9 protein-coding genes are annotated in these 14,458 nt (G+C 55.1%); 5 read left to right on the top strand and 4 right to left on the bottom strand.

All coding sequences use genetic code 11. From position 1 onward, the window contains the following. Both HY768_10075 and HY768_10070 read left to right on the top strand, forming a co-directional pair. The coding region (locus HY768_10075) for a T9SS type A sorting domain-containing protein (protein ID MBI4727542.1) at nt 1-226 on the top strand (226 nt) is incomplete at its 5' end. Nucleotides 227-388: 162 nt separating this feature from the next. Next, on the top strand, nt 389-3,910 hold the full coding sequence (locus HY768_10070; GenBank protein MBI4727541.1) for a T9SS type A sorting domain-containing protein: 3,522 nt from the start codon (nt 389-391) through the stop codon (nt 3,908-3,910). An 88-nt stretch (nt 3,911-3,998) separates the two neighbouring features. On the opposite strand, the gene HY768_10065 is transcribed toward HY768_10070, so the two are convergent. The 4 genes from HY768_10065 to secD form a co-directional block, all read right to left on the bottom strand. Beyond that, on the bottom strand, nt 3,999-7,388 hold the full coding sequence (locus HY768_10065; GenBank protein ID MBI4727540.1) for an Ig-like domain-containing protein: 3,390 nt from the start codon (nt 7,386-7,388) through the stop codon (nt 3,999-4,001). Between the two features lie 12 nt (nt 7,389-7,400). Next, nucleotides 7,401-8,126: a hypothetical protein gene (locus HY768_10060; GenBank protein ID MBI4727539.1), complete on the bottom strand. Its 726-nt coding sequence runs from the start codon at nt 8,124-8,126 to the stop codon at nt 7,401-7,403. 187 nt (nt 8,127-8,313) lie between these two features. After that, nucleotides 8,314-9,246, bottom strand: coding sequence for a protein translocase subunit SecF (gene secF, locus HY768_10055; GenBank protein MBI4727538.1), 933 nt, complete (start codon nt 9,244-9,246; stop codon nt 8,314-8,316). Nucleotides 9,247-9,259: 13 nt separating this feature from the next. After that, nucleotides 9,260-10,864, bottom strand: coding sequence for a protein translocase subunit SecD (gene secD / locus HY768_10050; GenBank protein ID MBI4727537.1), 1,605 nt, complete (start codon nt 10,862-10,864; stop codon nt 9,260-9,262). Nucleotides 10,865-11,233: 369 nt separating this feature from the next. On the opposite strand from secD, the gene HY768_10045 reads away from it, so the two are divergent. The 3 genes from HY768_10045 (at nt 11,234) to HY768_10035 (ending at nt 14,169) form a co-directional block, all read left to right on the top strand. Continuing rightward, a complete protein-coding gene (locus tag HY768_10045; GenBank protein MBI4727536.1) occupies nt 11,234-12,376 on the top strand; it encodes a tetratricopeptide repeat protein in 1,143 nt (380 codons plus the stop codon). A 24-nt stretch (nt 12,377-12,400) separates the two neighbouring features. Next, nucleotides 12,401-13,603 (top strand): alcohol dehydrogenase catalytic domain-containing protein, encoded by a 1,203-nt coding sequence (locus HY768_10040; GenBank protein MBI4727535.1) that lies wholly within the window; start codon nt 12,401-12,403, stop codon nt 13,601-13,603. Between the two features lie 182 nt (nt 13,604-13,785). Further along, the gene (locus HY768_10035) at nt 13,786-14,169 is read left to right on the top strand and encodes a hypothetical protein (GenBank protein MBI4727534.1); all 384 of its coding nucleotides are present in this window, start codon (nt 13,786-13,788) and stop codon (nt 14,167-14,169) included. The last annotated feature ends 289 nt before the right edge of the window (nt 14,170-14,458 follow it).

Here is a 14,458-nt window from a genome sequence, read left to right as displayed (position 1 = left end):
GATTAATTATCAATTAACCAAGTCCGGCCAGGTCTCGCTCAAAATCTACAACGCCCTGGGGCAGTTGGTGAAGACGCTGGTAAATGAAGCCAAACCGGCCGGGGCCTATCGGGTGGAATGGGACGGTAAAGACGGGGGCGGGCTTAAAGTTTCTTCCGGGGTCTATATTTACCGGCTGCAGGCGGGGGATTTTATTGATACTAAAAAGATGGTAGTGATAAAGTAGTATCTTACCAGTAAGAGGGCCGAAGTTGAAAACTTCGGCCTTTTTTTAGTATCCTTGCTAAAAACACAATTTAATATATGTCATTGTTTTTTAAGGCTTATTGACAAACGCGATTTTGTATGCTATCCTACTTTGTCCGTATTAATTAAGAAGAGGGGTAAAATGAACACTGTTAAAAGAAAACCCGGCCGTACGGTAATAAGCTTATCCCTGGCGTTTTTATCTGTGTTATGGGCCGAGAATGCCCTGGGGGCTGTTCTGCAGCAGGCCGTAAAGTTTAACGGCGAGGATATCCAAATTAAAAATATCGGGACATACCGCTCGGTGACCATGTCCGGATTTTCTTTAAATGAAAATCCCGGAGATCCCCAGCTGCCGGCTAAAACCATTTCCTTTGTTCTGCCGGCCGGAGCCCTGGTCCGGGGGGTGAAGGCAGTTTCATCGGATGAGCGGGTGATCGCCGAAGACATGCTATTATACCCGGCCCAAAAACCGGCGCCCCGGTCCCAGGGAATGCCTGCGAAGTTCCAGCCGCCCAATCAGACTTCCTATGGGACCGCAGGCATCTGGCCTCAAAGTCAGGCAGGCATAATACATCAGGGCCGGCTGGCCGGTTATGAAATTGCTTCGGTCAAGATATATCCCCTCCGGTACCATCCCTTAAAAAAGCAGTTGTTGTTTTCAGGAACAATGTTGGTGGAACTGGAATATGATATTCCGGCAATAAAAATCAAAATTGGCCAGAATCAAAACTGGCGGCCGGTGTTAACCCGCCTGGTGTCCAACCCCGGCCACCTGGACGAATTTTATCCGCCCAAAATCAAAAGCTCCAAAACCGATCCGGCGGTTGATTATCTGATCATCACCAAAGCCCCGATGGATACGGTTTTCCGGCGGCTGCTGGACTGGAAAAAGCAGAGCGGATTGAGGGTTAAGATGATCCTGGCCGACAGCATCTATGCCGGTTACGGCGGCCGGGACCAGCAGGAGAAGATCAGGAATTACTTGAAGGAAAAACAAGCTTCTTGGAGCCTCAGCTATGTGTTATTGGGCGGAGATACCGACATCATCCCGGCCCGGGTGGCCTTTGCCTTCAGCACCGCCGATATGGGCTATGGGGGCAACAGCGACAGCTTAAGAGCCGACATCTATTATGCCGCCTTGGACGGCGCCTGGGACGGGGACGGAGACGGGATATTCGGGGAGACCACCGACAGCGTGGACCTGTATCCCGACCTGTTAGTGGGCCGGGCCCCGGCCAACACCGTGGCCAACGCCCAGGCCTTCGTAAACAAGGTCATCGGTTACGAAAAAAATCCCGAACCATCCTATTTGAACACAGCTTCTTTCTGGGCCGAGATGCTGGATCCCGAGACCGACGGCGGCCACAACAAGGACATGATTGCGGCCAATGAATTGACCGATTATTTTAAACCGGCGGAAAAGCTGTACGAGTCATTGGGCAACGAAAGCCGGGCCTCCGTTATAGCGACCATCAACGGCGGAGCGCACCTGATGAACCATGATGGCCATGCCGATTACGATGTAATGTGCGTAGGGCCGGACAATCTTATTCTTTCAGATTTTGACGGCCTGGCCAACGGACCCAAGCAAGGCATCCTTTATTCTTTGGGCTGCTTGACTGCGGCCATAGACTACGACTGCATGGCCGAGCGTTTCGTCAATAACCCGGGCGGCGGCGGGGTGGCCTTTGCGGGCAATTCCCGGTTCGGCTGGTATATGCCGGGTTTTGCGGGCTACGGCTCCTCCGACCTGATGGACCAGAGGTTCTTCCGCTATCTCATTGCTGAAGATGCTCCGGATCTGGGCAGTGCTCTGGTCCTTTCCAAGCTTGATTTTACCGCCCAGGCCTCCCAGGAAAATGATTTCCGGTGGCTGACCTATGGCATCAATCTTTTGGGCGATCCTGGAATGGCGGTCTGGACCGCTCAACCCGAAAGCCTGAGCCTGGTCTGCCCCGATACCATTCCCCCGGGAAAGTTTACCTTAAGGGTCACGGTTTTAAGCGGGGGAAACCCTTTGGCCGGAACGATGGTGGCCTTAACCGGAGATTCCCTGTTTGCCAGAGGCGTCACCGACGCTTCGGGCAGCCTGGTATTGAACGATTCCATCTTTTATCTGGAGCCGCTGGTTTTGACCGCCACCGCCAGGAACCGCATCCCGGCCCAAAAAGCCGTGACCATAGCCAGTCCCGGTCCCCGGCTGACGGTATTGTCGCACAGCTTCACGGAATTGACCGGAGACTTTGACCTTAAAGCCAATGCCGGCGAGAGGATGGCATATTCGCTGCTGGTAAAGAACACCGGGGATTCCGCTACGGTTGCATCCCAGGTACTGTTCCGCCCGATGGACAGCCTTTCCAAAATATCAGACAGCCTGGGGGCAGTCGGTCCGCTTGGTCCAGGCGACAGTTTATGGCTGACGGATGAATTCACCGCCGACCTGGATTCCAATATTTCCGACGGCCAGGCTGCCTTGTATCAGGTTATAATTGACGATGGTTTGGGCCGCACCTGGAACAGCCTGATGGCCCAGGTGGTTGATATGCCGGTCATGGCTTATCAGCATTACGTCGTCAGCGATGCCCTGGGCGGCGACGGCGACATGATTCCTGAGCCCGGTGAGAATATAGAACTGGCGGTTAGAATTAAAAATACCGGACACGACCAGGCCGGCACCATAAGCGGGAAACTTTCGGCTTCCGGCCCATACCTCACCGTTGCCGACAGCCTGGACACTTTGGATAATATGTCCTGCGATTCTTCGGGAAACTTTGGTTTTGCCTTGAGCATCAGTTCCGCCGCCCCGGTCCCGAATTATTCCGGCTGGCTTTATCTGGAGACCATGACCGACGGCCGTCCGGCCAGGGATTCGTTCCTGCTGACCGTCGGGGCCACCGGTTTTGCCGACGATATGGAATCGGGCGACGGGTCATGGCAATACGGGAGTTACTGGCACCGCTCGGCCATCAAAAGCGCGTCCCCCGTTTACAGCTGGTATTGCGGAAACGAATCGGACACTCTGGCGCCCCAGGATATAATAGACACCCTGTCCGCCCCGGTATTTTATCTGGGGCAGGACTTCAGCCTCAGCTTCAATCAGTGGCACGATCTGGTGTCGGGCTGGGATTACGGTTTCGTGGAGGCCGAATGGTCCGGCGGCAAAAAGGTATTGACCACCGTTACCGGGGCCAGCGGCGGATGGCAGGCGTCCAGTTACGACCTTTCCTTCATTCCGGCCGGCAGCGGGGTCACTTTACGCTTCATCCTGGCCGCCGATTCGATAGTCGGAGCCAGGTCCAAGGGCTGGTTCATAGACGACGTGAATATATTTGACCCCCAGCTGGGGGTAGAGCAGAAACCAGATCTCCCGGCCGCGCCTTGCCGGGGAATGAAGCTGGCCGTCCGCCCCAATCCTTTCCGCCAGAGGATGACCATCAACTATCAATCGGCGCAGGCGGGAAGGGTTACCCTGAAGGTTTACAACATCGCCGGGCAGCTGGTCCGGAAATTAGTTGACGAAGAGGCGCTCCAGGAAAGGGCTGGGACCGTGGGCTGGGATGGCCGCGATGACCGGGGCGTCCGGGCGGCCCAGGGAATGTATTTCATCAGATTAATGGACGACCAGAAGGCCGTGACCCAAAAGGTGATTTTGCTGAAATGATAAGCTTCCCGAATGGGACGCAGGTTGACGCTCGCATCAAAAAAAGCCCCGCTGCCAGCGGGGCTTTTTTACTGTCCAAGGGGAATTATTATTTGATCAGGCTCATGGTCTTGGCGGCCGAGCCGTCATTTGAGGTTAGGCGGTAGAAGTAAACGCCGGCCGCGGCCTGCCGTCCGGATTCATCCCGCCCGTTCCAGGCAACGGCGTAACGTCCCGCCATCTGGGGACGGTCCACCAATGCCTTTACCAACTGTCCGGCTACGTTATAGACGGCCAGCCTGACCGGGCCGGACTTGGCTAATTGATAATTGATCATCGTTGATTGTTTGTAGGGATTGGGCCGGTTCTGCAGCAGCAAGGTAACGGAAGGCAGGGCAAAGGAGCTTCCCAGCACGCCCTTGGCATAGTCGGCCTGGCCCGCGATGATCTTGAACTCCCTGACCTTTTCGCCAGGCTCGGGGGTAAAGTTGTAGAAACTATTGTCCCTGATGTTGACCGAAATTTGCCGGGTCATATCGGCCAGGTAGCATTCGGTTCCGGCCGGAAATTCCGGGGGCAGAGTGATGGTCATATTAGTCTGGCCCTGGCAGTCAACCGCAAAGCTCCAAGTCTGGCCGTCGCCCAGCTCCGGGCGGATATCGGTGCAGAACCGGTCGCCGTCCAGCCGGAAGTACCCTGAGGTTCCGGTCAACCCGGAGGGCGGCTCGGGGTAATCGTATCGGTCGCGCTGTTCAGATGTCCCGATGCCGATGCCGAGATAGTTGTTGTCCTGTCCGTTGGCATTCTCCATTTTAACCAGGGCCTGCCAGCCGGACGGGGCATTCAGGGAAACGGCCGGGGCGCCCTTCTTCTTGGCCATGGAGGGCGTTATGTTCAGGGTTGTGAGCATTCCGGAGTTGTTTGTATAAGAGTAGCCCTGGAAGGGTGTGAAGGAGTAGCCTCCGGACAATATTTCGCCGGGATTAAGCCAGGCCGAGCCGTTGTAGGCATAGGGCCCGAACACATCGGACGAAGTCGCAGTAACATTGGCCCAGGGGATATCAAACATGAACGGCGATCCGACATCGGTCCAACCAGAGTCTAATGTCAGCGAGACGATGGCGGACTTATTGAAATTGCCGTAGCTGCTGTCCGGCCCCTCAAAACTGATGTTGGCCGGGTTGCCTATGCGCTGCCTTAGCCAGTAGGCCTGTCCCAGTTTGTAGATGGTTCCGCTGCCCAAACCGGGGATCTCGCCGTAATTCCCGTTCCCCCAGATGAAAAGCCGCCACTTGGTGTTATCGTAAGGCCCCAAATCGTTGGCTATCTGGCCGAAGATATTGGTATTGCGGGCGTCGGCGGGAATGGACAGCATCTGCCACTGGTCGTTGGGGACAAAAGTGCTGGGCGGGTTAACGGTCCTGTCATAATGAACCGAGTGGATATAATAATCGCCCAGGCCGGGGTAATAACTGGTATTCCCGGCTGAATCCACAGCCGCAATCTGATATTGCACCCCCGTCCTCCTGATCTCAGCGCCGCTGATGTCCGCCTGATATTCGTTGAGAATGGCCGTTGGATTCATGGTTCTGAAGAAATTATAGCCGTTGTAACCGGCGGTGGCCCAATACAAAGTGACCGGGCCCATTTTTATATCATCGGAGATGTTGGCCCTAAATGCATAGCCGGTTCCCTCATGCAACGGATCACTGTTGGCAGAGATATTGGCAATATTGGGCGGGGTGATGTCGCTAGCCGTACTAAAGCTCCAGGGATTCGGCAGGGCTGAAGCGCCCAGGCCGTTGCCGGCCAGGTCCATGGCGCCGTTCACCTGGAAGGTATAAGTTGCGCCGGCAGCGAAATCGTTATGCCAAAGCCAAACCGTGTCGGAGTTTGCGTTCCAGGCCGTCGTCCATCCCAATGGATCGGGAGAACAGCTAAAGTTGAAAGTTGTCGCCTGTACCGGCTCGGAAAAAGCTATGGTAATCTGCTCTCCTAAGGCAACAGTTTCGCCGTCATAAGGACAGGTATATGTTATGACCGGCTGGGTCCGGTCCACCCTGAAGGTGAACTCTGGGGACCAGGCCGAGGAATCGGTGAAGCCGGATGTAAAGGCCTTGACTTTCCAGTAATAGACCGAGTCCCAGAAAGCCGGCATCTGGAAGGTAGTGTCGGCTATCCAGCCGCTGGTGCCCAAAACCTGATAGGGATTGACCGTGCCGTATTCCAGCCGGTAGGTATCGGCTCCGGCTACGGTGCGCCAGGCGAAAGCAGGAAAATAATTGATAGCCGTGCCGTCTTGCGGGAAGGTCAAACGCGGGGCCTGAAGTCCGTAGTTAACCACCAGCAGGTCGGCTGCATTGCCGCTTTTTATCTGGCCGGCAACGTAAAACCGGTTGTTCTTTTTATTGACCGCACAGGCATAGCCATAAGCCGAGCTGTCGTTTAGGGGCGCCGAAGCCTTAAATACGCGGCTCCAAACCGGAGTTCCGTTGTTATCAACCTTTAGCGAAACCATCCTATAGATACCGGCAATGGTATCCTGGAATGTTCCGGTAATGTATAATTTGCCGGCGGCGTCCAGGGCGCAGCCGTTGGCCTGCTCGTAATCGCCGAAGGGATAGGTTCTAAGCCATAGAGTGTCTATGGTGGCCGCCGGTTGGGTGATGTTAAAGCACATGGCCGACATGTAGAGGCCTTGGCCGTGCTCACCCACCACATACAAATACTTGCCTACGGTGTCCACGATGCAGTCGTTGGCCGCATCGTTACCGCCCGAGTTATAGGTCCGGGTCCAACTTACGGCGCTGTCTAACGTCTGCAAAATGAAATAATCATTATTGGCGCCGTTATAGGTTCGGCCGCAGATATAGATATTGCCCGTATCGTCAACCGCGCATCCGAAAGCATACTCATATTCAGCGGTAGAGTAAAGGGATTTCCACAGCTGGTTTGGGACGCCGGTCTGGGGATTGATTTTAGACAAAGCCACATCGTTACCATTGGCGGCGATATAATTATCTCCCGTAACATACAGCCACTGGCTTTTATAAATGGCGCAGTCCCGGGCATAGGCGACGGAGCCGGGGGAGACATTCAGGGTGTCCCACCAGGCCAGAGAGCCGCCGAAATTATATCGCATCACCAGCCATACTGCGGGGTCTACGGTAGTCATAGCGCCGACAACGTAAATATTGCCGGAATCATCAACCGCACAGCCGGTGGCCTCTTCGGAATATCCCGCATCAAAACGGTTAGTCCAAATGGGATTTCCGGTATAGGTGTCGTATTTTATCACGATCACATCTGAGTTGGCGCTGTTATAGCTGGTGCCGACCACATAGAGGAACTTGCCGGAACTGTCTATGGCCGAGGCGACGGCCCTATCCGTTTTATTGTCCGGCCCGTTATAGAACCTGGTCCAGAGGGTGTCCTGGGCCACAGCCAGCGATGGGGCCGCAACCCAGACGGCCAGCATTATAAAAAATATCTTTTTCATTTTCTTGTCTCCTTATGGTCTGGTTGGGGGAAGCGGTATTGTATTGTCTACCGGGGGCGGGGGCGTGGAACTGGAACTGCCGCCCAGCAGGGCGGCGGCCGCTCCGCCGGCTGCCAGGCCTCCGATCCCGCCCAAGAACCACCACTTTTTGTAAATCGGCTTGCCTTGGGCTGCCGGCTTGGGCAGGGCCTGCTCGGCCGGCTTTTCCCCGGCTTTCGGGTCCTGTTTTTTCTCTGCTTTCCGATCGGTCGAAACCGACTGAGCCAGAGTGTTGGCCACGGTCTTCATGGTGCTGGTCAAAAGCTTGTCGATCTCTCCGGTGTAATCCTCGGTGACGCTCTGCTCCATCCGCCCGGTCTTGACATCGATCATTCTTAAGTTTACGGTGTAGGTCTTTCCCACCTTGCCCAGGGACCCGCCGATGATCTTATGGACCCCGATCAGCTGGCCGATCTCCACCGCGCAGGCGTCGGTGTTGCAGGCCCCGCTCTGCTGGAAGCCCTGCTCCTTTAAGATGTCCTGCATCTTGCCCCGCTCCATCACGTCAAAGGCCCCGGTGCGGAACAGCTCGGTGCGCAGGCGGTCGGAGAGGGACGAGACCTCGCTTTCGGGCACGCCCTTGGGCTCCAGATCCATCACCGCCACGCTGGTCTTTCCCGGGTTCTGGGCCCGGGCCAAGGAAGGCGCAAACGGAGAAAACAATAGGTTAAGGGTCAAAAATACGGATAGCCGTTTCATTTTTATTATCCTCCATTTTTGTTTTTAAACGGGGCGGAAACCCCATGCCTTAATTCTTTTATGATACTATGAAAGGGGAATTAATGTCAATAGTATTTGAGAATAATTTTGATGTTTTTATACGCCGGAGCCAAATGGGAAAAACCTGGGCACGACAAGGCCGGGCTTTTTAACAAATCCCGAAAAACTATTTCCTGCGTTTGCTGGGCGATTTTATCTCCCAGTCCACCACCAGGCTGGCCACCACGAAGATCGAGGAGTAGGTGCCGATCACCAACCCGAACAGCAGGGGTTTGGTGAAATCCTGCAATATCCGGCCGGCGAATAACTGAAGCGATACCAGCACTAACAGCACGGTCAGCACAGTTACCACGGTGCGGCTTAATGTCTCATTCAGGCTGCGGTTCACCAGTTCGGCAAAAGTATCCTTGTGGGGCTTCTTGATGTTCTCCCGGATCCGGTCGGCCACCACGATGGAATCGTTGATGGAATAGCCGACGATGGTCAGCAGCACCGCCACCGACTGCAGGTTGAACTCCATCCCGGTGATGGAAATGAAGCCGATGGTGCACAGTACATCGTGAAACAGGGAGACGACCGCGGCCGCCCCGAAGCGAAAGTCAAACCGGAAGGCCACATAGATCAATATGGCCAGAAGCCCGGCCATCACCGCCCAAAAGGCGCTCAGTTGAAGTTCCTTGCCGATCTTGGGCCCCACCGTCTCGTCGCTGTCCACCGTCATGGCGTTCTGGGGGTATTTCTGCCCCAGCGCTTCGCTCACTTTCTGGGCGATGGTCTGCTGGCCCGAGCCTTGTTTTTCCTTGAGCCCGGTCCGGATCAGAAAGGCGTTCTTGATCAGCCCGGTATCCTTGATCTTCTGGATCTCGGCCCCGGCCAGCCCGGCCTGGGAAAGAGCCTGGCGCAGTTCATCGGTGGAGATGGCCTCCTTAAAATGGATCTGGAGCAGGGTCCCGCCGGTAAAATCCACCCCCAGCTTCAGGCCACCGTGAAACAGCACCGAGCCGATGGCGATGGCGAAGATGGCCAGGGAGACGATGTAAGCCGTGTAGCGGTTCTTGATGAAACCGATGTTGGTCTGGTGTTTGAATAACGATGGCATTTTATCTTTCTCCTTAAATGGGCAGCTTTTCTAAATTCCATTTTACGGTTATCCACTCGAAGATCAGCCGGGTGACTACAATGGCGGTGAACATCGAGATGGCCAGCCCGATGATTAAGGAGACCGCAAAACCCTTGACCGGGCCGGTGCCCCAAATCAGTAAAGCGGCGGCGGCCCCGGCCGTGGTGATGTTGGAGTCGAAGATGGTGGCAAAGGCCCGCTCGTAGCCGGTCGCGATGGCCGCCCGGACGGTCTTGCCGGCCCGCAGTTCCTCCCGGATCCGCTCAAAGATCAGGACGTTGGCGTCCACCGCCATACCAACCGTCAGTGCGATGCCGGCGATGCCGGGCAGGGTCAGGGTAAAGCGGAAGGCGGCCATCACCGCCAGCAGCATCACCAGGTTAAAGACCAGGGCCAGGTCGGCGATCAGCCCCGACAGGCTGTAGTAAATCAGTATGAAAAGCACCACCGCCAGGCCGCCGATGATGGTGGCCCTGATGCCGTTGTTGATGGAATCCTGCCCCAGACTGGGTCCCACCGAACGCTCCTCGATTATCTCCACCGGAGCGGGCAGGGCGCCGGCCCTTAAGATGATGGCCAGGTCCTTGGCCTGGTCGGGATTGGCCGCGGTGCCCAGGGTGATCTGCCCCCGGCCGTTGGGGATGCGCTCCTGAATGACCGGGGCCGACTTGACCACGCCGTCCAGCACGATAGCCAGCTGCCTCTTGACGTTGGCCGCGGTGATCCGGGAGAAGAGGTTGGCCGACTGGCGCACCAGCACAAAGTCCACATAAAGCCCGCCGGGGTTGTCGGCGGTGCCCACGCCCATCCGGGCTTCGGCCAGTGAGGCGCCGGTGATCTCGGGTTGTTTCTTCATCAAATAAAGGGCATAACCCCGGAAATTGTCGCCGCTGCTTTTCTCGCCCCACAGGAACTGGTAATCCGGGGGAATGGCCGCAACCACCAGGGGATCGGCCAGCAGTTTTTCCACCAGGCGCTTGTCCTGTTCCATCACCATCAGCTCGCTGCCGGTGGGAGCCATCAAAGCGCTGAAGGGCTTGTCCTCTGTTCCCAGCATGGCGCTGTCGGAGACGATCTTCCTGGTCTTGTCAGACAGCAGGGCCTGGTCGATCTTGTCCAGCACCTCCATGGTCACCTTGTCTTCCTGGACCAGCTTGAATTCCAGCAGGGCGGTGGTCCCGATCAGGCCCCGGGCCCGGTCCTGGTCCACCCCCGGCAGCTGGACCACTATCCGGTCGGCGCCCTGTTTCTGGATGGAGGGCTCGGCCACCCCGAACTGGTCCACCCGATTCCGGATGATCTCCAGGGCCCGGTCGGTGGCGTCGGAGAGCTCCTTATCGGTGATCTCGGACGGTTCTTTGCCCATGGCCTTGGCCAGTCCCTGGCGGTTGATTTCCATCACCAGATGCATGCCGCCTTTAAGGTCCAGTCCCAGATGAATGGCCTTGGCATAAAGCCGGTTCAGTTCCTCGCGCGGCATTTCGGCCTTCTGGGCCTCGGTCAAACCCTGCAACTTGAAAGTGGGAACCAGCTGCCAGACGGCCGCCACCAAAAGGACCACGGTCAGCAAGGCTTTCCAACGATTGGCTTTTCTCATCGCCTTAAACTAAGCTCCTATCCTTAAATGATATTGATTAGATTTTTGACAGTAAACCACCATTTTAGCCTAAATTACAAGGTCTTGTCAAGTATAATCGGAGATTTCCATTTTACCATTGACATCCCAAATTTATCGTGATATTCTTACCGATTAAGTACGCTTGCCACTAAAGCGGTGCACTGAGCCGGCCGAAGTGACACCAAGACAACAAGTATTTACAATTCCCGTTTTGTGTCTTTTCCCGCCAAGCATCACTTTGGAGCTATTCTTATCCCTTCGGTACAACCGGAAATTCTTTGTAAAACTGTTTTGATGATAAGCCCGAAAACCTGATGCGCCCCAAAGTAGGAAATAACAGCCGAAGCGGTGGTCAAACTGCTGATCAACAGCGCCTTGGTCGCCAAGCTGCTGACCGACTATCCGGATGCGGAGTTCCGGCTTAACCGGGCGGCATCCCTGGCCGAAACAGTTGGTCAGGCCGAAATGAAGAACAGGGTCCTGACCGAAAAGGCGGGTCTATATTACCAGTGGGGCAGGTTGGATGAAGGATTGGCGCTGGCGGAACGGGTAATTTCAGCCGGCGGAACGGAGTATAGCGAAAACCAGGCCAGCGCCTGGAATGCTTCGGGAAACATCCACCTGCGGCGGTGCAGTTTCGGGCCGGCCGAAGAATGCTTCCTGCAGGCCCTGGAACATTACCAAAAACTGGGAATGGATACCTCGGTCGGCATAGTCAGGAACAACCTGGCCAACATTCACAATATTCAGGGCAATTACCCCAGGGCCATGGAACTTTACCGGCAGGCGCTGGATTGCTTTGAAAAGCAGAACGACATCTTCCGCACCGCCCACGTGCTGTATTCCATGGGGCAGATAGTGCTGGCCCTCAAGGACACCGCCCAGGCCAAGTCCCTGCTGAAACGCTCGCTGGCCCTGGGCCGGATGGTCCAGGATTACCGCGGCATAACCAACAACCTGCTGATGCAGTTCGGAATACTCACCGACGAGCGGGATTTTGACGGGGCCAGAGAGCTGCTCCGCCAGGCCGACCAGGTCATGATGGAGCACAAACTGACCGACCCCCACCTGAAGGCCTACCGGGACGGCGAAACTGGGTTATTCCATTTTGCAGCCGGGAAATATGACTTGGCCGAGATATGCTTACTGCGGCTGATCGAACTGTCGCAGAAAATGAAGGAGTCATCCTTTCTGTCACGGGGTTACAGCTTTCTGGGCAAGACCAGGGTCTTTAAGAACGGGAACGAGGAGGGCATAGCCGACATCAAAAAGGGGATAGAACTGGCCGAGTCCGGGGACCTGCCGCTGGAATTGAAGGACGGCTGGACCTATCTGGTCGAGTGTTATTGCCGTTTGGGCAAAACAGAATTGGCGGAGCTGGCGGCCCAAAGTTACGTCCGTGAGGCCATTAAACAGGGCAATCTCAGAGAAAAGGCAGAGGCTGAGATAACCAGATATCTTTCCCCAAATAAAAACACAATAAACAAATAAATATATTTCACAGGAGCTTTTTTTATGCCTCAAAAAATGAAGGCGGTGGTTAAGACCAGACCCCAGCCCGGGGCCGAGTGGCTGGAGGTCAATGTCCCCGAACTCAAGCCCGACTGGGTGATGGTCAAAGTCCGGGCCGCTTCCATCTGCGGCACCGACGTTCACATCTACGAATGGAACAGCTGGGCCGTGGACCGGATCGGTTCCCAAAAACTTCCTCAGATCCTGGGGCACGAGGTGGCCGGCGAGGTGGTGGAGGCCGGGCCGCACTGCAAGCGGATCAAGGCCGGCGATTACATCTCGGCCGAGACCCATATCTACGATCCCGGCGACCTCCAGACCATGCTGGGCCAGTTCCACATCGGCGAGCGGATGAAGATAGTGGGAGTGGACCACGACGGCTGCTTTGCCGAGTATTTTGCCCTGCCCGAGTCCGTGTGCTGGGTCAACGACAAGTCCATCCCGCCGGAGCTGGCCGCGGTGCAGGAACCCATGGGCAACGCCTGCTATGCCCTGCTGGGAGAGAATGCCGACGTGGCCGGGAAATCCGCAGCCATCTTCGGGGACGGGCCCACCGCGCTGTTCGCCGCCGGGCTGGCTAAGGCCTCGGGCCTGACCCAGATCTTCGTGGTCGGCATGTCGGACTTCGCCCTGAACATCGCCAAGAAGATGGGGGCCGACCATACTTTGAACATCAGCGACAAGTCCGTTAACCGTTTAGAATTCATCCGGGACCAGACCGGCGGCTACGGCGCCGACATCGTGCTGGACATGGTGGGCGCGCCGGCGGCCATCGAAGAAGGGATGAAGGTCATCCGCAAGGGCGGCCGCTACAGCGCCTTCGGAGTGCCTCCCACCACTCCGGTGCCGGTAGACTACACCAACGGGATTGTGTTCCGGGGCATCCAGATCAACGGCATCTCGGGCCGCAAGATGTTCGACACCTGGTACCGGGTGAAGAATTTCCTGGCCTCGGGGCGGATAGACATTAAACCCATCATTACCCACCTGTTTGAACTCAAGGACTACGCCAAGGGCTTTGAGGCGGCCATGGGCAACCCAAGGCAGTGCGGCAAAGCGGTGCTGTTCCCGGACCCCCAGGAGCTGGCGGCGGCCAAGAACCAATTTCTGGCATCTTGGCTAACGCCCGGATTTGTTTGGGCGGATAATCGCTCCGCCCTGCGTCAGCAACACCATATCTCGACAAGCTCGATAACCATCGGCTAACAATCAGATTTGCTGCCGCTCGGTGCTGCGCACCTCGCGATTACTTGCACCCTCGCCGCCCAAACCCTGGCTCATGCTTCCGCAATCTGGTAAGGCCCTACACTTTCAGATTGCTCCGCCTTCGCTGCGGGTTATCGCAAATCCGGGCGTTATGTGAAATTGTCCGATTTTAATAACCGACTATGACAACAGAAAAAGAACAATTAGAAAAAGCTGCAATAGATTACTTTCTTAAAGCATATCCAAGAGGACTTAGAATCCTTGAACATTCGGACAAGCCAGATTTCACTCTGCTTGATGAAAATGATAAATCAAAAATTGGAGTTGAAATTGCGCATTTATGGCATGATCGAGAAGAAGCCAAAATTTTATTGCGCAGATCAGAACAAGTTTTCCATGGGATTATGTGTGCTACGGATCTAATAAAGGTATTAAATGATTTACTAACACGGAAAGCAAATAAAATTTCTGGCTTCAGAGAGCATGACAAATTTTTTCTTGTAATCAGAGTTGCCTCTCCAATTTTTGATAAATCTACATTCGACATGTATGAAGATGACATATAATTTGCTTACAAAATGATTACAATGAAATATGGCTTGTCCTAGATGATAACAATAAAACAGAAAGATGGAGTGAACTGAAAGAAGTAAAATCGGACAACATCACACAACACGAGCTAGCCGGCTCGCGAGCTAAATTAAAAATTAACTGTTATATCCCTGAATTCCGTCCCTTTTATATACACTACAAATCGAAAAAAATCGGCAATAACCAGGAAGCCTGGATTAACAATACATTACAGGGAGCAACGTCCTGAAAAATAATGCTTGACAAATGTTCGTGTAGTGTATA

It is taken from the genome of candidate division TA06 bacterium, from assembly GCA_016208585.1.
Classification (GTDB): domain Bacteria; phylum Edwardsbacteria; class AC1; order AC1; family EtOH8; genus UBA5202.
Note: the sequence above shows the minus strand (reverse complement) of the source record. Positions and strands in the feature narration are given on the sequence as shown.